A 20,607-nucleotide genomic window follows, 5' to 3' on the forward strand; every position below is an offset into this window, starting at 1 on the left:
CGGCGGCTTTACACAAACCGCCAAGTATAAGCTGTTCGCCGCCGTTGCAGGCAGGAGAAACGCGTGCGCCGATGATCAGTCGTTGCGTGCGCCGCCGTAATAAGCGCAGCCGCGCAGGGTCTGGCCATCGACGCGCAACTCGGCCATCAAGTGCTGCACGCCACCGGTGGCAATATCGACACAGCGTTGTGGGGCTACCCAGAGTTCCACGCGCTGGCCGTTGGCTTCGGTGCTGAGGCTGAAGCGGCCATCAGGCAGTTGCTCTTCCAGGTAAGGCACCGCGAGGGAGGGCTGGCCGGGGCGGTCCAGGACCATGCCCTTGCCACTGGCCTTGAGGTTCCAGTCTGGTTCGTGACCGCTGGCCCGCAGGGTCAGGCGCTTGAAGTTGGGGTCGCTGCAGGCACTGTTGGAGTGCTCGACCCGGTACAACCGTTGCACGTTCAATTGGCCGTCGTTGCCGGTTTTCTGGCTGGTAGACAGCGTGCCGTTGATATCGGCGAACAGCGTACCCGGCTCGTCTGCCAGGTCTGCTGCTTCCTGCAGGATGCCGGTGTTGCCTGCATCGAACACGGCAAAATGGCGGTTTTCCGTGCAGGGCTTGAACAGCAACTGGCCACCTTGTGCGCTCAACTCGCCCTGCATCCGAGTCATGCCAACGCCTGAGGCGGCCTGCGGTGTATCGGCCAGCATCTGGCAGCCGGCAAACAACGGCAACAAGGCGACAAGCAATAGCGAAGGGGCGGCACGCATCGAGCAAACTCCAGAGTCTCTACCAAAAGGTGCCGCCACGTTACGCAGGCTGGACGCCGATCACAAGGCCTCAGCCGACATGATAGGTCTGGCCGGTCTGCAGGCCTTCGACGCTCTTGGCGTAGGCCAGTGCCACCTCGGCTGCCGGTACGGGTTTGAACCCACGAAAATACGGTGCGTAGGCCGGCATCGCCTCGACCAGCACATTGGGGCTGATGGAGTTGACCCGCAACCCGCGCGGCAATTCGATGGCCGCCGCCTTGACGAAGGCATCGATGGCACCGTTCACCAGGCTCGCCGAGGCACCGGTACGGATGGGGTCATGGCTGGTGACGCCGGTGGTGAAGGTGAACGAACCACCATCGTTGATGAATTCCCGCCCAATCAGCAACAGGTTGACCTGGCCCATGAGCTTGTCGCCAAGGCCCAGGGCGAACTGGTCTTCGGTCATTTCAGCCAGCGGGGCAAACGTCACGTTGCCGGCTGCGCAGACCAGGGCATCGAAGCGACCGGTCTGCTCGAACAGGTGGCGAATCGATGTGCTGTCGCTGATATCCACCTGGTGGTCACCGCTGCTGCGACCGATACGAACCACTTGATGACGTTGTTCCAGTTCCTTGGCTACCGCTGAACCAATTGTGCCGCTGGCGCCGATCAACAGGATTTTCATGGAGCTGTTCCTTGCAGGTTGTGAGGGGAAGGCTCAAGTCTAGGGTGGATTTTTCTGCAGATAAGCGTGCTAATGGGCAACCTTTGGTTTTCATTTGGAAACAATCCATGAGCGACCTGGACGATCTGGCGGCCTTTGCCGTGTTGATGGAAGCCGGCAGCTTCACCCAGGCTGCGCAGCAACTGGGGTGGAGCAAAGGACAGCTGTCCAAGCGCATCCGTGCGTTGGAGGCCAGTTATTCGGTCAAGCTGTTGCACCGCACTACTCGCCGCCTGAGCCTGACTGCCGCGGGGGCCATGTTGTTGCCCCTGGCCCAGGCGCTGGTGCGTCAAATGGACAGTGCGCGCCAGACCCTGTCGATGCTCAGGGACGAACTGGCAGGCCCGGTGCGCATCACTGTGCCGGTGTCGCTGGGGGAGACCTTTTTTGAAGGGCTGCTACTGGAGTTCACTTCGGTCTACCCCGACCTTCAAGTGGAACTCGAATTGAACAATGGCTACCGTGACTTGCTGGCGGCCGGCTTCGACCTGGCCATTCGTACCGAGGTCCAGGACGATGCGCGACTGGTTGCACGACCTGTGCTGGCCATGCAGGAGCTGACCTGTGCCAGCCCGGCCTATGTCGAGCGCCATGGGCAGCCGTACACGCCTGCGCAGTTGAGCAGCCATCGCTGCTTGCTCAACAGTCACTACAGTGGTCGCGAGGAATGGTTGTATCACCAGCATCACGAACTGGTGCGGGTGCAAGTTGCTGGCAGTTTCGCCAGCAATCACTACAGCTTGCTGAAGAAAGCCGCATTGCTGGGGGCGGGGATTGCCAGATTGCCTTCCTACATGGTGCATGGGGAACTGGCAGAAGGGCGATTGCTCTGGCTACTGCATGACTATCAGACGCGCAGCGTGCCACTGTTCCTTGTGCATCCCTATCAAGGGGCGATGCCCAAGCGGGTCCAGGTGCTGGCCGACTACCTGTTGCACTGGTTCAAAAACGTAGGAGCGGGCTTGCCCCGCGATAACAATTGATCAGTCACCTTGCTATCGCGGCACAAGCCCGCTCCTACAGCGGGTCAACCGCCCAGGTAGGCGTCGCGCACTTTCGGGTCGGTCAGCAGGGATTCCCCCGTGCCTTGCATCACCACCCGGCCGTTTTCCAGTACATAGGCACGGTCGGCGATCTTCAAGGCCTGGTTGGCGTTCTGCTCAACCAGGAACACCGTTACGCCATCACGGCGCAGTTGTTCGATGATGTCGAAGATCTGCTGGATGATGATCGGCGCCAGGCCCAGTGACGGTTCGTCAAGCAACAGCAGCTTGGGTTTGCTCATCAGCGCCCGGCCGATGGCCAGCATCTGCTGCTCGCCGCCGGACATGGTGCCGCCACGCTGGGTGAAACGCTCCTTCAGGCGCGGGAACAGGTGCAGGACTTTATCCATCTGTTCCTGGAAGTCGCCCTTGTCGGTAAAAAAGCCACCCATGGCCAGGTTTTCTTCCACCGTCAGGCGGGCGAACACCCGGCGTCCTTCTGGTACCACGGCAATGCTCTTGCGCATGATGTGCGAGGACGGTTGGCCGACCAGCTCTTCACCCAGGTACTTGATGCTGCCGCTGTGGGCCTGGGGCGAGCCACAGAGGGTCATCAGCAAGGTGGATTTGCCCGCGCCGTTGGCACCGATCAACGTGACGATCTCGCCCTGGCGGATCTCGACATTGACGCTGTGCAGCGCCTGGATCTTGCCGTAGAAGGTGGAAACGTTTTCAAACTGCAGCATTTACGCTTCCCCCAGGTAGGCTTTGATCACTTCAGGGTTGTCACGGATCTGTTCCGGCGTTCCGTCAGCCAGGGGCGTGCCCTGGTTGATGACCACGATATGGTCGGAGATGCTCATGACCAGTTTCATGTCGTGCTCGATCAGCAGCACCGTGACGTTGTGTTCTTCACGCAACAGGCTGATCAGGGCCTTGAGGTCTTCGGTTTCCTTCGGGTTCAGGCCGGCGGCGGGCTCGTCGAGCATGAGGATCCGCGGGCGGGTCATCATGCAGCGGGCGATTTCCAGGCGTCGTTGCTGACCGTAGGCCAGGGTCCCGGCGGTACGGTTGGCAAACTCGGTGAGGTTGACCTTGTCCAGCCAGAACTGCGCGTAATCCATGGCTTCGCGCTCGCTGCGACGGAACGACGGCGTCTTGAACAGGCCAGCGAAGAAGTTGGTATTGAGGTGGCGGTGCTGGGCAATCAGTAGGTTTTCCAGTGCGGTCATGTCCTTGAACAGGCGCACGTTCTGGAAAGTCCGTACCACACCCTTGCGCGCAATCTCGTGACCAGCCAAACCCTGGATCGGTTGCCCATCGAGCAGGATGGTGCCAGCGCTCGGCTTGTAGAAGCCGGTCAGGCAGTTGAATACCGTGGTCTTGCCGGCCCCGTTGGGGCCGATCAAGGCCACCACTTCCTTTTCCTTGACGGTCAGGGCCACGCCGTTGACCGCCAACAAGCCGCCGAAGCGCATGCTCAGGCCGCTGACTTGCAGAATTTCGCGGCTCATCGACGCAGCTCCATGTGAGGACGTTGCATAGGCAGCAGGCCTTGCGGACGCCAGATCATCATCAACACCATCATTGCCCCGAACATCAGCATGCGGTATTCGCTGAATTCACGCATGAGTTCGGGCAGCAGGATCATCACGATGGCCGCGAGAATCACGCCCAACTGGGAGCCCATGCCGCCAAGCACGACGATGGCGAGGATGATCGCCGATTCGATGAAGGTGAACGACTCCGGGGTCACCAGGCCCTGGCGTGCTGCAAAGAAGCTCCCGGCGAAACCGGCGAAGCAGGCACCCAGGGTGAACGCCGAGAGCTTGATCACGGTTGGGTTCAGGCCCAGTGCGCGGCAGGCGATCTCGTCTTCACGCAGTGCTTCCCAGGCGCGACCGATCGGCATGCGCAGCAGGCGGTTGATCACGAACAGCGCGAGCAAGGCCAGCAACAGGGCAACCAGGTAGAGGAAGATGACCTTGTTGATCGAGTTGTACGGCAGGCCGAAGAACTCGTGGAAGGTCTGCATCCCCTCGGCCGCGCGGCGCTCGAAGGTCAGGCCGAAGAAGCTCGGCTTCTCGATGTTGCTGATGCCGTTAGGGCCACCGGTCAACCCGGTGAGGTTGCGCAGGAACAGGCGGATGATCTCACCGAAGCCGAGGGTCACGATGGCCAGGTAGTCACCGCGCAGACGCAGTACCGGGAAACCGAGCAGGAAGCCGAAGGTGGCCGCCATCATGCCGGCGATCGGCAGGCAGATCCAGAAGCCCCAGCCAAAGTAGTGCGACAGCAGGGCATAGCTGTAGGCGCCGACGGCGTAGAAGCCGACATAGCCCAGGTCTAGCAGCCCTGCCAGGCCCACCACGATGTTCAGGCCCAGGCCCAGCAGCACGTAGATCAGGATCAGGGTGGCGATGTCGACCGCGCCGCGCGAACCGAAGAACGGCCACACCAGCGCAACCATGATGAGGCCCAGGATGATCCAGCGCTGGGTCTTGGGCAGGGTCAGGAAGTTGCTCACGGCCGGCGAGATCAGCTTGCGGTCCGAGCGGGTGCGCATCACTGCGCTCCACTGTTTGTCGAACAGCACCCGCAGGAACATCAGCACCGAACACACGGCGATGATCGTAAGGGTGAAGGCCCCCTGGCTGTGGACGATCAGTCGGATGCCATCGATGCTGAGCTTGAGGCCCAGCACCGGAAACGCCACGGCCCAGACCAGCAAGGCGGCGAAGAACGCCTGTTTGAGATTCTTGTTCATACTTTCTCAACCTCCGGACGGCCGAGAATGCCGGTCGGACGGAACAACAGCACCAGAACCAAAAGGCCGAAGGCTACGACGTCCTTGTACTGGTCACCGAAGATGTCGGCGCCAAAGGCTTCAGCCACCCCCAGCACCAGCCCGCCGAGCATGGCGCCCGGAATACTGCCGATGCCACCCAGTACCGCCGCGGTAAATGCCTTCAGGCCTACCAGGAAACCGGCGTTGGGGTTGATCACCCCGTACTGCATGCTCAGCAATACGGCCGCCACGGCTGCCAGGGCAGCGCCGATGACGAAGGTCAGGGCGATGATGTTGTTGGTGTTGATGCCAAGCAGGTTGGCCATCTTGATGTCTTCTGCGCAGGCCCGACAGGCCCGGCCCAGACGCGAACGCGAGATGAACAGGGTCAGTCCGGTCATGGCCACCAGGGTGACGACGAAGACCAGGATCTGCATGTAGGAGATCAGCACTTCCTCTGCGCCGCCCGGTCCGAAGGAGATGCTCCCTGGGATCAGGTTGGGGATGGACTTGTCCTTGGAGTCCTGGGATAGCAATACGGTGTTCTGCAGGAAAATCGACATACCAATGGCAGAAATCAGTGGGATCAACCGGTTGCTGTTGCGCAGCGGCCGGTAGGCGACCCGTTCGATACTGTAGCCATAGGCACTGGTGACGAAGATCGTGGCGACGAAGGCGACGGTCATCAGTATCGGCAGTGAATCGATACCCATCATGGCCAGCCCGGCAAGGGCAATGAAGGCCACGTAGGAACCAATCATGTAGACCTCGCCATGGGCGAAGTTGATCATTCCAATGATGCCGTAAACCATTGTGTAGCCAATGGCTATCAAGGCATAGGTGCTGCCAATGGTCAGGCCATTAACCAGCTGTTGGAAGAAGTGATAGATCTCAGGCATTACAGCGCTCCTAAAAACCTGGTACGCATTTCACTGGTGGGGGTATCCCCGGCGCGGTCTTGTGGTCTTGAGCCACTTCGACACAGGCACTGTCAGCGAACCGCTGGTGACGGTTTTAAGATTTTCAGGTGAACCTGCTCCCGGATCGCGGGAATCAGGCCCATGAACCTCGTAAAACAAAGCCCACTGCTCGCACAGTGGGCTTAGTAGTCATGTGGTCAGACGGGATTACTGAGGAGAAACTTCGGTTTTAGGTTTGCCGAAATGCCATTCGTAGACCACGAATTTGAAGTCTTTCAGGTCGCCCTTGTCGTCGAACGACAGGTCGCCAGTCGGGGTCTTGAAGGTGCCTTTGTGGATTTCTGCCGCGACTTTTTCTGCGTCGTCGCTGCTACCGGCGGCCTTGATGCCATCGGCGATCAGCTGAACGGCGGAGTAGGCCGGGAACACGAACGGACCGCTTGGATCTTTGCCGTCTGCCTTGATGGCATCGACGATGGCCTTGTTCTCGGGGGCCGCGTCGAAGGACTTGGGCAGGGTTACCAGCAGGCCTTCGGAGGCGTTCTGGGCGATTTGCGAGATGGAGTCGTTGCCGACGCCTTCAGGGCCCATGAACTTGGCGTTCAGGCCTTTTTCCTTGGCCTGGCGCAGGATCAGGCCCAGCTCTGGGTGGTAGCCGCCGTAGTAGACGAAGTCGACGTTGTTCTGCTTGAGCTTCTGGATGATGGACGAGAAGTCCTTGTCACCGGCGTTCAGGCCTTCGAAGACGGCAACCTTGGTGCCTTTGCCTTCCAGGGTCTGCTTGACCGCGGTGGCGATGCCTTCACCGTACTGCTGTTTGTCGTGCAGTACCGCGACCACTTTGGGTTTGACATGATCGGCAATGTAGTTGCCGGCAGCCGGGCCCTGGGCGCTGTCCAGGCCGATGGTGCGGAAGATCAGCTTGTAGCCACGGGCGGTGATTTCAGGGCTGGTGGCAGCCGGGGTGATCATGATCACGCCTTCATCTTCATAGATGTCGGACGCCGGTTGGGTGGAGCTGGAGCACAGGTGGCCGACTACGAACTTGACGCCGTCGTTGACCACTTTGTTGGCGACTGCCACGGCCTGTTTAGGGTCGCACGCATCATCGTATTCCTTGGCTTCAAGCATTTTGCCACCGACGCCGCCCTTGGCGTTGATGTCTTTGATGGCCTGTTTGGCACCAATGAACTGCATGTCGCCGTACTGAGTGACCGGGCCGGTTTTCGGGCCGGCGATGCCGATCTTGATGGTATCGGCTGCAAACGAATGGCTGGCAACCCCGGCCAGAACCATTGCGGCAAACAGCTTGGAAATCTGCTTAGTAGCCTTACTCATAATGCTCCACTCATTCTGTTGTAATTTTTATAGTCCTGGCGGCCAGCGCATGAGGACCGGATCAGGTTCCATGGGAGGCCACGCCTCGTCACTGTCCCGGATTGCCCCGATTTTGCCCTGACAACTGTACCGGTACAGTGTAGAGCGCCGCTTTGTCGCTTGAAAAGCAGGCCCGCCGAGGCAAATTCGAAGCATGTCGCTTAATTGACAGAAACGTACAGCAAAGCGGCTATTTACAGCCAAATTCGCGCGGAAAACTGCCGCTTTCCAGTTGTTTTCGCTCAATTATTTATTTGAAACCGGGTTTTTCTGCAAAAATACCGACTTCTCACAGTAGTCGAATTATTTCAGGCAGGAACCCATGACTGATCAACCAAGCACCCTCTATGCCAAGCTGCTCGGCGAGACGGCAGTAATCGAGTGGAAAGCCCTGGAGCGTTTTTGGGCCAAAGGTGACCTGATTTGGGTCGACACGTCCCTGGACCTGATTGAAGTTGCACAGGCAATGGCCGAGAACCGTAGCGAAACCGTGGCTGCATGGCGTAATGCTGGCACGGTGGGCCCGGTTACTGCAGAGCAGGCGCTAGACCTTCAGAGCCGCGATCCAGAGATCTGGGCAGTCGTGGTTTCACCGTTCATCGTGATTCAGGTAAAGAAACCTGAGTAAGCGCGCCCTGATTTGGTGCGTGAAAACGCACAGGCAGGCGGTTTTGGTGCGCGAGACTGTTCAGGCGGGGTGACCGTTGGTAACAGTCCGTGGTGCAGGTAACAGTTTACCGCGGGGCCAGCCTGCTCCTGGCGGACAGGAGCGGGTTGGCCCCGCGATGCGGTCTATCAGTAATCGACCTTCCCGGTGTGGCTGTTCAACGAAATCACTCGTGTCTTGCCGATGCGATGGCGGAAGATTTCGCGCAGGTACTTCACCGCTTTCTTCACGCATTCCCGTGACAGGCGAATGTCATTGATCGAGACGAACTTGCTCTTGTCGTTGATCAGTTCGCGGTATTTTTTCTCGTACATCGGCTTGATCGCGTACCAGTTGGTATCGAGAATCTTCGCCGGGTTTTCGTATTCATTGAGCAGTTCATCGATGCGGCCTTCATCGAAGGCTTCACTGGTGATGAATTCGAGGATGGCATTGTCCAGGGTATCGTCGAAACGGTACGGATTGCGGGCAAAGCAGCGCTTGATGAACGCCACGATCAAGGTCAGGAAGTCGTCCGACAGGCACGGGCTCTTGGCAATCAGGGTGGTCAGCGACAGGTTTGCCGATGCACCGATGACCAGGGCATAGCGCTTGAGGGTGGTGTTGGGGAACAGGCTGTTGAGGTGGGTCTTGAGCCGGTTCAAGTCCATGTATGACAGCTTGTAGTCCTTTGGCAGCGAGACAATCGAGACCACCGACGAGCAATTCTTGAAAAAGTGCAGGTCATGCAAGGCTGCAGCGTCATAGCCCGAGGCCTTGTACTGCTCCAGTGCCGCACGGTAGCGCTTGGATTCGATGGGCAGCAGGCTGATGCCCTCGATAGCCTGGGTCACCTTGTTGAAATGCGGCAGGTCGATGGAACGGAAGAACAGGTCATCGATGTTCAGCGGTGGCTGGTCTTTCTCGAACACCTTGAATTTGTCCGACCCAGGGGCCGTCCGCTCCGGTACCACGGATTCTGCGTAGGCGATGGCCACCGGGCCCGCCAGGCTCATGAACAGATCATTGGCGTCCAGGCGGATGGTTTCGCCCAGGTCGATGCCTGCCCGGCGGAAGTAGTTCTGGTCGTAGTCGGTGGTCACCGCCTGGGCGGTGAGAATGTTGAAGATCTGCTGGGAGATGTACTGGTTGGCGTGTTTCTCCATGGCATTGACATCAATGTTCTGGATGTTGCCGTCATCGTTCTCTTCGGCATAGCGCATGATGTCGTTGGAGATCAGCATCATCGCGTTCCAGGGGCGGATACGGCCCATGACGCTGGCTTCGCTGCTGTCTTCGTTATCGAAGTTGTAGGAGAAGTCCCATTCCTCCGACAGGTACTTGCACAGTAATCGACCGGCGTTGATGTGCAGTGCTTCCGACATTTCACTGCGGTGATCGGAAATGTTCGGCAGCACGCAGATGCCACTGGTGAAGATTGGCTCGAACACGAACGAGTGCCCGCTTTTGCCGTCGTTCTCATCAGCAGGCTTGGTGTCGAAGGTCTTGTTCATGTACGAGTATTGCTGGGCCAGACCGAACTCCGAGGCCATGCCCGATCCTGTGCCGCCACCGGCGCTGAAGATATAGAAGTACAACCTCGACTGGTTGGCCTTGATCCCGCAGGAGTCGATCAGGTAGGAGTGGATCAATTTCCAGTCGGCGCTGGAGAATCGGTGGGTCTCCTTGTTGAGGATGATCTTGGCCAGGTACTGGCCCAGGATTGGCGCGTTACCTGCGCCCCCGGCATGGACTTCCGAGAGGTCCATGATCTTCATTTTGCTGTAGTCACGGATGAAGCTGTTCTTTTCACCCTTGCCCGAAAAGCGGATGCGCCCTGCAATGTCCTTGTCCAGATCGCCAAGCATGACCAGCGGTTCGACCAGGAATACTGGTTTGCTGGCTTTGTTCTGCACCAGGCGCAGATTGTTGCGGATCCAGCGCGCCGGGCTGTAGCGGGGTTCGCTACCGACAGGGCCTTGATTATTGAATTCGTTGAGGTAGAAGGTCCTGGCGTTGTATACAAGTTCTGCAACATCCAAGGCGATGTTCGAGCCACAGCGGCCCAGGCCAATCAGGCAGACCGAAGGAAACTGCTGGTCCAGACGGAGTTGGCTCTGGTCTTCGAGATGAACACTGGGTGGAAACACCAGGTCGCGCAGGCCGTCAAGGTTGTCGAGGATGCGCTGAATGTCTGTCTCGGTGAAGTAGAGGTACTGCTGTGGGTTGGGCGCCCGTGGCGCATGGAACTCGCTTGCCCCTGAACTGCTGAGCGCGGGAAGGGATGACGTCAGCTCGGAAACCGCGTTGGCAGAAGTATTCTTGGAGGTCATTTTGCGCCATTTGCCTGCAGGTGGATGGCTGCTCTAGTGGATATCATAGGGCCATCACTTGGAAAGTTTCGCGACTGTATCAGTGCGTATTTGGCGTGAGCGATAGGGGGTTACCCTAGAGCCATATAGGAGTTTCCCTGTAACGCCTGCAACTGAATCGTCCAATCACTCAACTTCTTTAATCTGCCTGGAGCTGTACATGAGCACTGCACGTCCTTCACTGGGGTTTGCCGGAATCGGCCTGATGGGATTGCCGATGTGTCGGCGACTGTTGGCAGCGGGGTATCGGCTGACGGTATGGAACCGCTCGCCAGACAAGTGTGCCGAGCTGGTCAAGGCGGGCGCCCGCCAGGTCGAGACGCCGGCCGAGTTGTGTCAGGACACCGAAATGGTGTTGCTGTGCCTGGCCGATACGGCTGTGGTGCGCGATGTAGTGTTTGGCGCTGAAGGCGTGGCCAAGGGTGGCAAGGCCGGGCAGTTGCTGGTGGACTTTTCCAGCCTGGAACCGACGGCGACCCGGGAAATGGCAGCAGAGCTTGCCGCACTCAGTGGCATGAGCTGGCTGGATGCACCCGTGTCCGGTGGTACGCCGGGGGCTGAGGCAGGCAGCCTGGCAATTATGGTAGGGGGCAACGCGGCAGACCTTGAAAGGGTGCGCCCGGTGTTGCTGACGCTGGGCCAGCGGGTCACGCACATGGGGCCGGTGGGGGCAGGGCAGGTGACCAAGGCCTGCAACCAGATGATCGTTGCGTGCAACGCCCTGGTCATTGCTGAGGTGGTGGCGTTGGCCGAACAGTCCGGTGTCGACGCCAGCCTGATCGCCGAGGCCCTGGCCGGAGGCTTCGCCGATTCCAAGCCCTTGCAGATTCTGGCACCGCAAATGGCCCAGAGCCGCTTTGAACCGGTCAAATGGCACGTGCGCACGTTGCTCAAGGATCTGGACACAGCAGTGAAATTTTCCCGAGAGCAAGGCTCGGCGACGCCCCTCAGTGGCCTGGCCGCGCAGATGATGCGCTTGCACGGTAGTCAGGGCTATCTGCAAAAAGATCCGGCGACATTGATTGATCTGTACCGACGTAAGGATTGAAGCTGGCCAACACCGGCTCGCGCTGGTCAAACTTGCCGAAAATGGCCCGCAGCTCACCCAGTGGTACCGGGCGGCTGAGCAGGTAACCCTGGACAAAATCGCAGCCTTGCTGGGCGAGGAACTGGTACTGCTCCAGGGTTTCCACGCCTTCGGTGACCACCTGCAGGTGCAGGGTATGGGCCATGATGATGATTGCCTGGACGATTTCCATGTCCTGTCGGCTGCGTGGCACATCCTGTATGAACGAACGATCGATCTTCAGGGTGTCCAGGGGCAGGCGCTTGAGGTAGGCCAGGGAGGAGTATCCCGTGCCGAAGTCATCGATCGACAGCGACACTCCCAGGGCGCGGATTTCCTTGAGCATCGAAATGGTGCTGTGAATGTTGCCCATCAGGGCATTTTCGGTGACTTCCAGCTCCAGTTGCCTCGGGGCGAGGCCGACGTGTTGCAGGGCATCTTCGACCTCCCTGGCCAGCTCTTGGCGCCCCAGGGTCAGGGCTGAACAATTGACGGTAACCTTCAGCCCGCTATAGCCATTGCGGCTCAAATGGGCCAGATCCTCGCAGGCATGGCGCAGCACCCAGAGGTCGAGCTCGGTTATCAGACCGTTGGCTTCGGCAATACCAATGAAACGCTCTGGGCTGAGCAGGCCATGCTGCGGATGCTGCCAGCGAACCAGCGCCTCGAGCTTTGCCACTTGCCCGGTGTGCAGATCAAAAATCGGTTGGTAGTGGATGCGTAGTCCACGCTCTTCGAGCAGTGCAACACGCAGCTCTTCCTCCAGTTGCAGCTCAAGGGTGGCCCGGGCCTTGAGGGTGTTGTTGAAGAAATTCAGGTTGTTGCGCCCACAGCCTTTGGATTGATACAGCGCCAGGTCCGCATTCTTGAGCAGTTCTTCGCACGTACGGCCATCGTCGGGGAACACGCTGATACCGATACTGGTGGTCATGACCATGCGCCGTCCGGCCAGGTCGATAGGCTCTTTCATCTTCTGCATGATGCGCTGGGCCAGGTGGCGGGCTTCGTCCCGGTTGTGCAGCGCGGTGAGAATGCAGAACTCGTCACCGCCAAAACGCGCCACTACATCCTGGCTCCTGGTCGCCGCCTTGATATAGCCGGCAATGACCTTGAGCAGTTCGTCGCCAGCGTCATGACCAAGGCTGTCGTTGATGCGCTTGAAGTGGTCGATGTCGAGGAACATGACCGCCAGCATGCCCTCGTTGGTGGTTTGTTCGACCAGTCGCTCGGCAAAAACCTGGTTGAAGCCGCGGCGGTTGATCAGGTTGGTCAAGGCATCGTAATGGGCCGCTTGCTGCAACGATACCCGGGCCTGATCCAACTGACTGAGCAACAGGTTGACCCGGCGCAGGTCATGCTCCTTGCTCTGCAGCTTCTGGTCGGATAACGCCGCGCTGATGCTGCTGGCACTGATCAGTAGGGTGATGAAGGCAATGGTCAGGCTCAACTGCAGACTGTTGTCGCCGGCCGCCAGGGTAACGCTGGCGTCATTGGGAATGACCAGGGTCATGGCGGCCATGCCGGTGAAGTGCGTGGCGAAAATGCCTCCGGCCATCAACAGGCTGGCGCCGTACTTGAGCAGTTGGTGGAGCATGCCACTGCCGTAGCGAAAGTAACGCGCCAGCACCAGGGCCAGCAGGCTGGTAGCGATGGCCACGGCAATAGAGGTGATGAACATGTCCGGGCGATAGAACTGCTGGGCGTTGGAGCGCATGGCCGCCATGCCGATGTAATGCATGGCGCAAATGCCCAGGCCGATGCACACGGATGCCTGCAGGAAATGACGCGGTCGCAAGTTGCGATGCCCCAGCGTGTTCATGGCCAGCCAGCCGGCCAGCAACATGACCATCAGTGAAAGCCCGGTGAGGGCGTAGTCGTAGTGCACCTCGATCGAGGTCTGGAAGGCCAGCATGCTGATAAAATGCAGGGCCCAGACACCCCCGGCCAGGCAGCAGGCACCCAGCAGTCGCCATTGTCGCTGGGCCGCGGGCTGGTCTACAGGGTTCAGGCGTTCAGCCATGCTCAGGGTGGCGAAGCTGCCAGCGCCAGCGACCAGCAGGGCAAGCGTCACCAGATAGGGGTTGTACCTGCACTCAAGAAGGATCTGACTGCTTACCGGCAGCTCGGCGAGCATCTGTAGCCCCAGCCACTCCATAGCATGCCTCTTTGTCGAGTTTTCACTCGTCCCCCAAAAGAGTCTGGAGACCGTTCTGCTGCAGTATAGAAAGCGGGAATTAACCCATCCTGATTAATGGCACTTTGACTTCTACCATTTGGGCATTGAATTCATAGCGATGCGTTCTAACGCTGCCAATCGTTCCCATTAACCGGTATCACCCTGGTCAATGGTGGCAGACAGTTAAACGATGGCCCTCTAGATTCAGTTCGGCATGTGCAACGCCCCGAACACAATAATAACGAGGGACTGATCGATGCAGCGCTCCACTCAAGCGGACAATGCCTGGCGCATCCTGTTTCTGCTGTTTCTGGCCAACCTGTTCAATTTCTTTGATCGCACCATTCCCGCCATCATCATCGAGCCGATCCGCCTGGAGTGGAACCTGAGCGATTTCCAGATCGGCCTGATCGGCACCGCGTTTACGCTGGTGTATGCCATTGCTGGTTTGCCGCTGGGGCGCATGGCCGATAACGGATCGCGCAGCAAACTCATGGGCTGGGGCCTGGCGGTGTGGAGCGGACTGACCGCGGTCAACGGTATGGTGGGCAGCTTTTGGAGCTTTCTGCTGGTACGCATGGGCGTGGGGATTGGTGAAGCCAGCTATGCCCCCGCGGCCAATTCGCTGATCGGTGACCTGTTCCCCGCCGAGCGCCGCGCACGGGCAATGGGCTTGTTCATGCTTGGCCTGCCTTTGGGGCTGTTGCTGGCGTTCTTCACCATCGGCGCGATGGTCCAGGCTTTCGATAGCTGGCGTGCGCCGTTTTTTATCGCGGCGGTGCCTGGGCTGCTGCTGGCGGTATTCATGTTCATGATTCGCGAACCGGCCCGTGGCGCTGCCGAAGTGGTGACCATCTCGCAGGCGCCGGTTGATCGGCCGTTGCGTCGGGTGCTGAGTGTGCCGACGTTTTGCTGGCTGGTGCTGGCAGGGCTGACTTTCAACTTCGCCACCTACGCCTGCAACTCCTTCATGGTGCCGATGCTGCAGCGCTATTTTTTGCTGTCATTGCAGCAGGCGGCCGTGGCCACTGGCGTGATCGTCGGCCTGACTGGGCTGGTGGGATTGACCCTGGGGGGGTGGGTCGCCGACAAGGTTCATCAACGCTTTCCCACTGGCCGGTTGCTGTTTGGCGCTTTCAGCATGCTGGTTTCGACCGTGGCCACGGCCTGGGCGCTGCATGCCGGGCGTATCGATATCGGTCTGTTTGTCGCAGTGTTCGGCGTGGGGTGGTTGTTTGCCTACAACTTTTATACCTGCGTCTACACGGCTATCCAGGATGTGGTGCAGCCACGCCTGCGCGCCACGGCCATGGCCTTGTTCTTTGCCGGGCTGTATCTGCTCGGCGGCGGGTTGGGGCCGGTGGTGGTGGGGGCGTTGTCGGATCACTTCGCCCAGGCGGCCATGCTGGCAGCGGGGGAGGTGCAGATGAGCGAGGCGTTCAAGGCTGAAGGCCTGCACGATGCAATGTATTTGATTCCGGTGGCACTGATGCTGACGCTGGTGTTTTTGCTGATGGCGTCGCGGTGTTTCGGTCGTGATACGCAGCGGATGCGGGAGGGGATGGTGCTGGGGAGCGCAGAGGAGGCCGGGAAGCTGGTAGAGGCCTGACAGACTTCATCACCGGCAACGCCGGCGATGAAGTCAACAAGGTTTAACCTGCGACCAACACCCGAATCGCTTCAAGGCGCAGGGCGGCTTTTTCCAGCATTGCCAGGCCTTGTTCGCGTTGCTTGCGCAGGGCGTCGATTTCGGTGTCGCGCACGCTCGGGTTCACTGCTTGCAAGGCGGTCAGACGAGCCAGTTCCTCGTCGGTTTCGGCAGCCAGTCGACGTTGGGCCTCGGCAACCCGCTCGGCGTGGCGCGGCATGATCTTGGCTTCACCGCTGTTGATCCGTGGCGTCAGCACATCGCGCTGGGCCTGGATGAACTTGTTGGCGCTGGCCTTGGGCACGCTTTCGAGCTGGTCATTGAGCGTCTCGAACGACACTCGTGAAGCCAAGTCGTTGCCATTGGTGTCGAGCAGGCAGCGCAACGCGGCCGGTGGCAAGTAACGGCCCAGTTGCAGGGCGCGTGGTGCCACCACTTCGCTGACATACAGCAGTTCGAGCAGCACGGTACCCGGCTTCAGCGCCTTGTTCTTGATCAGTGCCACGGCGGTGTTGCCCATCGAGCCAGACAGCACCAGGTCCATGCCGCCTTGCACCATTGGGTGCTCCCAGGTGATGAATTGCATGTCTTCACGAGACAGCGCCTGGTTGCGGTCGTAGGTGATGGTCACGCCTTCGTCGTCACCCAGCGGGAAGCTGGCGTCGAGCATTTTTTCACTCGGCTTGAGGATCAGGGCGTTTTCCGAGTGGTCTTCGCTGTCGATGCCAAACGCGTCGAACAGGGTCTCCATATAGATCGGCAGGGCAAACTGGTCGTCTTGCTCGAGGATCGCCTCGACCAACGCCTGGCCTTCACCAGCACCGCCGGAGTTGAGCTCCAGCAAGCGGTCGCGACCGCTGTGCAGTTCGGCTTCCAGACGCTCGCGCTCGGCACGGGCTTCATCGACCAGTGCTTGCCACTCGCCGTCGTCACCGCTTTCAAGCAGTGGCAGCAGGCGTGGGCCGAACTGATGCTGCAGGGCGTTGCCAGTCGGGCAGGTGGCCAGGAAGGCATTCAATGCCTGGTCGTACCATTGGAACAGGCGCTCTTGCGGGCTGTTCTGCAGGTATGGCACATGCAGTTCGATGATGTGCTTCTGGCCAATCCGGTCCAAGCGGCCGATACGTTGCTCGAGCAGGTCCGGGTGGGCCGGCAGGTCGAACAGCACCAGGTGATGGGAGAACTGGAAGTTGCGGCCTTCGCTGCCGATTTCCGAGCAGATCAGCACCTGGGCGCCGAACTCTTCGTCAGCGAAGTAGGCGGCGGCGCGATCGCGCTCCAGGATGCTCATACCCTCATGAAACACCGTTGCGGGGATGCCGGAGCGCACGCGCAGTGCGTCTTCCAGGTCCATGGCGGTTTCGGCATGGGCGCAGATCACCAGGACCTTGACCCGCTTGAGCATCTTCAGGGTATCGATCAGCCAGTCGACGCGCGGGTCGAAGCGCCACCAGCGCTCGTCATCGGCCATCTCGCCCTGGGCCTGGAAGGCTACTTCCGGGTACAGCTCGGCGTGTTCGCCCAGCGGTAGCTCCATGTATTGGTCCGGGTTTGCCAGCGGATACGGGTGCAGGTTGCGCTCCGGGAAGCCCTGGACTGCGGCGCGGGTGTTACGGAACAGCACGCGGCCGGTACCGTGGCGGTCGAGCAGTTCGCGAATCAGCCGAGCGCTGGCCTGGCTGTCGCCATCGCTGACCGCAGCCAGCAACGCCTCACCTTCGGCACCCAGGAAGCCCTGGATGGTGGCGTGCGCCTTGTCCGACAGGCGACCTTCATCGAGCAGCTCCTGAACGGCTTCGGCGACCGGGCGATAGTGCTCGCTCTCGGCGCGGAAGGCGGCCAGGTCGTGGAAACGGTTGGGATCGAGCAGGCGTAGACGGGCAAAGTGGCTGTCCTGGCCCAGCTGCTCGGGGGTGGCAGTTAGTAGCAGTACGCCAGGGATGACCTGGGCCAGTTGCTCGACCAGGCCGTACTCGGGGCTGACCTGGTCTTCATGCCAGACCAGGTGGTGCGCTTCGTCCACAACCAGCAAATCCCAGCCCGCTGCGAACAATGCGTCCTGAGCCTTTTCATCTTCGGTCAGCCACTCCAGGGCAACCAGCGCCAACTGGGCATCCTCGAAGGGGTTGCTGGCGTCGCTTTCGATGAAGCGTTCGGCATCGAACAGGGCAACCTGCAGGTTGAATCGGCGGCGCATCTCTACCAGCCACTGGTGCTGCAGGTTCTCGGGAACCAGGATCAGCACACGGCTGGCGCGGCCGGTCAGCAGTTGGCGGTGAATCACCAGGCCCGCTTCAATGGTTTTGCCCAGGCCTACTTCGTCGGCCAGCAATACGCGTGGGGCGATCCGGTCCGCAACTTCGCGGGCAATGTGCAGTTGGTGAGCGATAGGCTGGGCGCGTGTGCCGCCCAGGCCCCAAAGCGACGATTGCAACTGGCGGCTGGTATGTTCCAGGGTGTTGTAGCGCAGCGAGAACCATGGCAGCGGGTCGATCTGTCCGGCGAACAGACGGTCGCTGGCCAGGCGGAACTGAATGAAGTTCGATAGCTGGGTTTCAGGCAAGGTACGGGCCTGATTCTCTGCATCGAGGCCGTGGTAGACCAGCAGGCCCTCGACATCGTCGACTTCGCGGACAGTCAGTTTCCAGCCTTCGAAATGCGTGATCTGGTCGCCAGGCGAGAAGCGCACCCGGGTCAGGGGCGCATTGCGCAGGGAGTACTGGCGGGTGTCGCCAGTGGCCGGGTAGAGCACGGTCAACAAGCGGCCGTCCTGTGCCAGAACGGTCCCTAGACCTAGCTCGGCTTCGCTGTCGCTGATCCAGCGTTGCCCCGGTTGATACTGCTGCGCCATACTGCCTTACTCCCGCCATGAAAAAGCCGACTATCTTAACGGATAGGAGCTGTTCAGACCAAAGAGTCTAGCATTTCAGCCTGTGGCCCCATAAAACGATGAGGTCCTTATCAATGCCATTTTTGGGGACTTCGACCTGCTGATTGTCCCTGAGGGCTTTCCCCCGGACACTTTGCGCGCGTTTCGCGACGGCGATCTCAACAGCCACAGTTTCCCGTAATCATTCAGGCTTGGCAGCCGTTATGCGGTGCCCGACAAGGCCGCCACCGATAATTCACGTATCAACAATGAACGGCAGCTTTACAGGCACGCGACGCAAGTGCACCGTGCCGTTATTGTTTGTGGGCGCCGGTTGCGGGCAATGTGTCCGTCGCGAAGTTTGTTTAATGGTCTTTTTTAATCATACTGTATGGTTAATTAACTTGCGGATGACGAAATGGAACGCTGTTCTGCAGCGTTGGGGGGGCAAGTCGGTGTGACGCTGAGGGGAGGGTGATGCCATCGGGTTAAAGGCTTTGGAATAGTTCTACAATGGCTGTAGGAAAATTCTACATTTAGGTGGGTTAATAAATTCGCATACCTATGGATACGCTGTGTTGGTCGCAGTAAAATTACAATTTTCAAACGCGTAACCCCCTGGGAAAGGCCGTACTTCAAAGGCTGCAGCGCACGATGGCCATATGCCTGGTCACCTAGGCAGTGCGCAGATTCAAGCAAGGTGCGTCATTGCAACCTGTCGCTGGAATATTTACGATTGAGTGATCGGATAATTCTATTTTGCGTCGCCGCACCAATGGAGTGTAAGGGGTGATGGCAGGCGTAGAGAATATTAAATAAGCTCAATTTGAGGGCGGTGAAGTATGATTGAAAAAGTGTTGGTGGGTCGGTACCTTAAAAAGCCGGGGGAGTATTTTCAGGATAACTTCATGCCGGATAACCCCAGTTTTCCCGAGCACTTTCTGGAGGCGGTGAATAGTTCTTATAATATCGGTGTTTCTGTGCGTTCAGGTTTTCTGGGGACAGGCCCTAGATCAATTGAAATGAATGAGGGTGCCCAGGACAATGTGCACAGGATCTTCAAGTGGCTTCCTTACGTCCCCGGTAAAGTAACGTGCATCCGTGATACCGGCCATGATGTTCTGACAGGCAAAATGTCGGGTTGCTGGATCACGAGGTTCAACCTGAACGGCATTCGATATATAGGTCATATTGGTACGGGATCGACACGTGTCCTGGACGGCACCCGGCAAGCCAACGATGCGTGGAAGAATGCGGTTTCTGATGGCAGGGTTACCCAGGTCTCTGCATTCAATCCCACACGAGGAATGACCTCGGCGCAAATGTTTGTGGACAAGGCGTTATCAAAAGAATTTTATGCAGTGGTCGACGCGCAGGGCAAATTCTATACGCTGGTGCTTGGGATGACGATGAACTCAACATGGGCGAGCGGTAAGAAAATCTGCGCTGTCTACCCCATGTCGCCCACGCCTTATGTGTGTAGCTGACATCAATCAATGTGTTTCCATAAGGTGATGATCGGCACCTTAGGCGCTTGAGGGCAGTGCGCTCTGCCTGCCCACATTCATCACCATCGGCTCAAGAATACCGCGCTGCGGCCGACACATTGGCGACAGGAGATCACCATCATGCTGCCGCCCCTCATTCCGCTCAGTGCTGCCCCCGTGACGTCGCAACTGGACCCGGTCAAGCCGACGCCGGATATCAAGCCAGTGGTGCCTGCCCAGCCGAGTTCCAGTGACGGCGCCATCGACCTCAAGCACCGCGATCCGCACCAAGCGGCGCTGCTGCTGCGTGAGGAGCAACAGCGCAAGCAGCGCCGGCATCAGCCGAATGGGGAGCAAGCGGATTATCAGCCTGTACCAGGCGATGAGGTCAATGCCGACAACACGGTGCCGGTCGCGCCATTGATCGATGATGAGCCCCGTCAGGGCCAGCTGGTGGACATCGAAGTCTGAAACGATGCGCCCGTACTGGTCAGACCCGGTTGCAGCCTTCATTATTATGGAATCGCCGTCCGCTTCCTGAGCCAGACCATGAGCCAAGATGACAACCTGATCGACCTCGGTGCCGAACGCGCCCGACGCGTCCACGACCTCAATGAAAAACGCCTGAATGAAGTACGCCAGGCGTTTGAACAGGCCATGCCACTGGGCAAGGTCAAGAAGAAGCCCAAGGGCAAACCCAAGAAGCGTTGAAAGCTTGATGCAGGTCAAGCCTGCCCCCCCCTCCTGCGCCCGGCCCCGGGTGCCATTGACCTCGGTCAATTTCTTCCCGCCGTCCATTCGATACCTTGAGCCCAT

The 20,607-nt window shown here is 59.2% G+C and carries 17 protein-coding genes; 7 read left to right on the top strand and 10 right to left on the bottom strand.

All coding sequences use genetic code 11. The features are described from left to right. Window positions 1–75: 75 nt before the first annotated feature. Together H621_RS0111365 and H621_RS0111370 are read right to left on the bottom strand one after the other, a co-directional pair. Window positions 76–750: a COG3650 family protein gene (locus H621_RS0111365; RefSeq protein ID WP_028943519.1), complete on the bottom strand. Its 675-nt coding sequence runs from the start codon at window positions 748–750 to the stop codon at window positions 76–78. A gap of 70 nt (window positions 751–820) precedes the next feature. Further along, on the bottom strand, window positions 821–1,420 hold the full coding sequence (locus H621_RS0111370) for a short chain dehydrogenase (RefSeq protein WP_028943520.1): 600 nt from the start codon (window positions 1,418–1,420) through the stop codon (window positions 821–823). A gap of 107 nt (window positions 1,421–1,527) precedes the next feature. Here H621_RS0111370 and H621_RS27045 point away from each other — a divergent pair, with 107 nt between their 5' ends. After that, window positions 1,528–2,442: a LysR family transcriptional regulator gene (locus H621_RS27045; RefSeq protein WP_051270510.1), complete on the top strand. Its 915-nt coding sequence runs from the start codon at window positions 1,528–1,530 to the stop codon at window positions 2,440–2,442. A 44-nt stretch (window positions 2,443–2,486) separates the two neighbouring features. On the opposite strand, the gene H621_RS0111380 is transcribed toward H621_RS27045, so the two are convergent. The 5 genes from H621_RS0111380 to H621_RS0111400 all read right to left on the bottom strand — a co-directional run bounded on the left by H621_RS0111380 (window position 2,487) and on the right by H621_RS0111400 (window position 7,488). Next, window positions 2,487–3,188, bottom strand: coding sequence for an ABC transporter ATP-binding protein (locus H621_RS0111380; RefSeq protein WP_028943521.1), 702 nt, complete (start codon window positions 3,186–3,188; stop codon window positions 2,487–2,489). Beyond that, window positions 3,189–3,956, bottom strand: coding sequence for a high-affinity branched-chain amino acid ABC transporter ATP-binding protein LivG (gene livG, locus H621_RS0111385; protein WP_028943522.1), 768 nt, complete (start codon window positions 3,954–3,956; stop codon window positions 3,189–3,191). Beyond that, a complete protein-coding gene (locus H621_RS0111390) occupies window positions 3,953–5,209 on the bottom strand; it encodes a high-affinity branched-chain amino acid ABC transporter permease LivM (RefSeq protein WP_028943523.1) in 1,257 nt (418 codons plus the stop codon). Before H621_RS0111390 ends, livG begins: the two co-directional genes overlap by 4 nt. Continuing rightward, the gene (gene livH, locus H621_RS0111395) at window positions 5,206–6,129 is read right to left on the bottom strand and encodes a high-affinity branched-chain amino acid ABC transporter permease LivH (protein ID WP_028943524.1); all 924 of its coding nucleotides are present in this window, start codon (window positions 6,127–6,129) and stop codon (window positions 5,206–5,208) included. Before livH ends, H621_RS0111390 begins: the two co-directional genes overlap by 4 nt. 228 nt (window positions 6,130–6,357) lie before the next feature. Then, window positions 6,358–7,488, bottom strand: a complete 1,131-nt coding sequence (locus tag H621_RS0111400) for a branched-chain amino acid ABC transporter substrate-binding protein (protein ID WP_028943525.1) — start codon at window positions 7,486–7,488, stop codon at window positions 6,358–6,360. A gap of 361 nt (window positions 7,489–7,849) precedes the next feature. On the opposite strand from H621_RS0111400, the gene H621_RS0111405 reads away from it, so the two are divergent. Further along, window positions 7,850–8,155 carry a DUF2288 domain-containing protein gene (locus tag H621_RS0111405; RefSeq protein ID WP_028943526.1) on the top strand — a complete coding sequence of 102 codons (306 nt, stop codon included), beginning with the start codon at window positions 7,850–7,852 and terminating at the stop codon, window positions 8,153–8,155. Window positions 8,156–8,322: 167 nt separating this feature from the next. Here the strand turns inward: H621_RS0111405 and H621_RS0111410 are convergent, their stop codons facing one another. After that, window positions 8,323–10,506 carry a hypothetical protein gene (locus H621_RS0111410; RefSeq protein ID WP_028943527.1) on the bottom strand — a complete coding sequence of 728 codons (2,184 nt, stop codon included), beginning with the start codon at window positions 10,504–10,506 and terminating at the stop codon, window positions 8,323–8,325. A 199-nt stretch (window positions 10,507–10,705) separates the two neighbouring features. On the opposite strand from H621_RS0111410, the gene H621_RS0111415 reads away from it, so the two are divergent. Then, a complete protein-coding gene (locus tag H621_RS0111415; RefSeq protein ID WP_028943528.1) occupies window positions 10,706–11,593 on the top strand; it encodes an NAD(P)-dependent oxidoreductase in 888 nt (295 codons plus the stop codon). On the opposite strand, the gene H621_RS0111420 is transcribed toward H621_RS0111415, so the two are convergent. Next, on the bottom strand, window positions 11,493–13,766 hold the full coding sequence (locus H621_RS0111420; RefSeq protein WP_028943529.1) for a putative bifunctional diguanylate cyclase/phosphodiesterase: 2,274 nt from the start codon (window positions 13,764–13,766) through the stop codon (window positions 11,493–11,495). The two genes, H621_RS0111415 and H621_RS0111420, sit on opposite strands and share 101 nt — an antisense overlap. A gap of 277 nt (window positions 13,767–14,043) precedes the next feature. Between H621_RS0111420 and H621_RS0111425 the strand changes: the two genes are divergently transcribed. Continuing rightward, complete coding sequence (locus H621_RS0111425; RefSeq protein ID WP_028943530.1) at window positions 14,044–15,396, top strand: spinster family MFS transporter; 1,353 nt, start codon at window positions 14,044–14,046, stop codon at window positions 15,394–15,396. Window positions 15,397–15,439: 43 nt separating this feature from the next. On the opposite strand, the gene rapA is transcribed toward H621_RS0111425, so the two are convergent. Continuing rightward, window positions 15,440–18,286: an RNA polymerase-associated protein RapA gene (gene rapA, locus H621_RS0111430; protein WP_028943531.1), complete on the bottom strand. Its 2,847-nt coding sequence runs from the start codon at window positions 18,284–18,286 to the stop codon at window positions 15,440–15,442. Window positions 18,287–19,146: 860 nt separating this feature from the next. Here rapA and H621_RS0111440 point away from each other — a divergent pair. From H621_RS0111440 to H621_RS28725, 3 genes are all read left to right on the top strand, one after another. After that, window positions 19,147–19,791 carry a hypothetical protein gene (locus tag H621_RS0111440; protein ID WP_028943532.1) on the top strand — a complete coding sequence of 215 codons (645 nt, stop codon included), beginning with the start codon at window positions 19,147–19,149 and terminating at the stop codon, window positions 19,789–19,791. 141 nt (window positions 19,792–19,932) lie between these two features. Further along, window positions 19,933–20,262 (top strand): hypothetical protein, encoded by a 330-nt coding sequence (locus H621_RS0111445; RefSeq protein WP_028943533.1) that lies wholly within the window; start codon window positions 19,933–19,935, stop codon window positions 20,260–20,262. 78 nt (window positions 20,263–20,340) lie between these two features. Beyond that, window positions 20,341–20,502 carry a hypothetical protein gene (locus tag H621_RS28725; protein WP_165957326.1) on the top strand — a complete coding sequence of 54 codons (162 nt, stop codon included), beginning with the start codon at window positions 20,341–20,343 and terminating at the stop codon, window positions 20,500–20,502. The last annotated feature ends 105 nt before the right edge of the window (window positions 20,503–20,607 follow it).

Source organism: Pseudomonas vranovensis DSM 16006 (assembly GCF_000425805.1).
In the GTDB taxonomy this organism is placed as follows: domain Bacteria; phylum Pseudomonadota; class Gammaproteobacteria; order Pseudomonadales; family Pseudomonadaceae; genus Aquipseudomonas; species Aquipseudomonas vranovensis.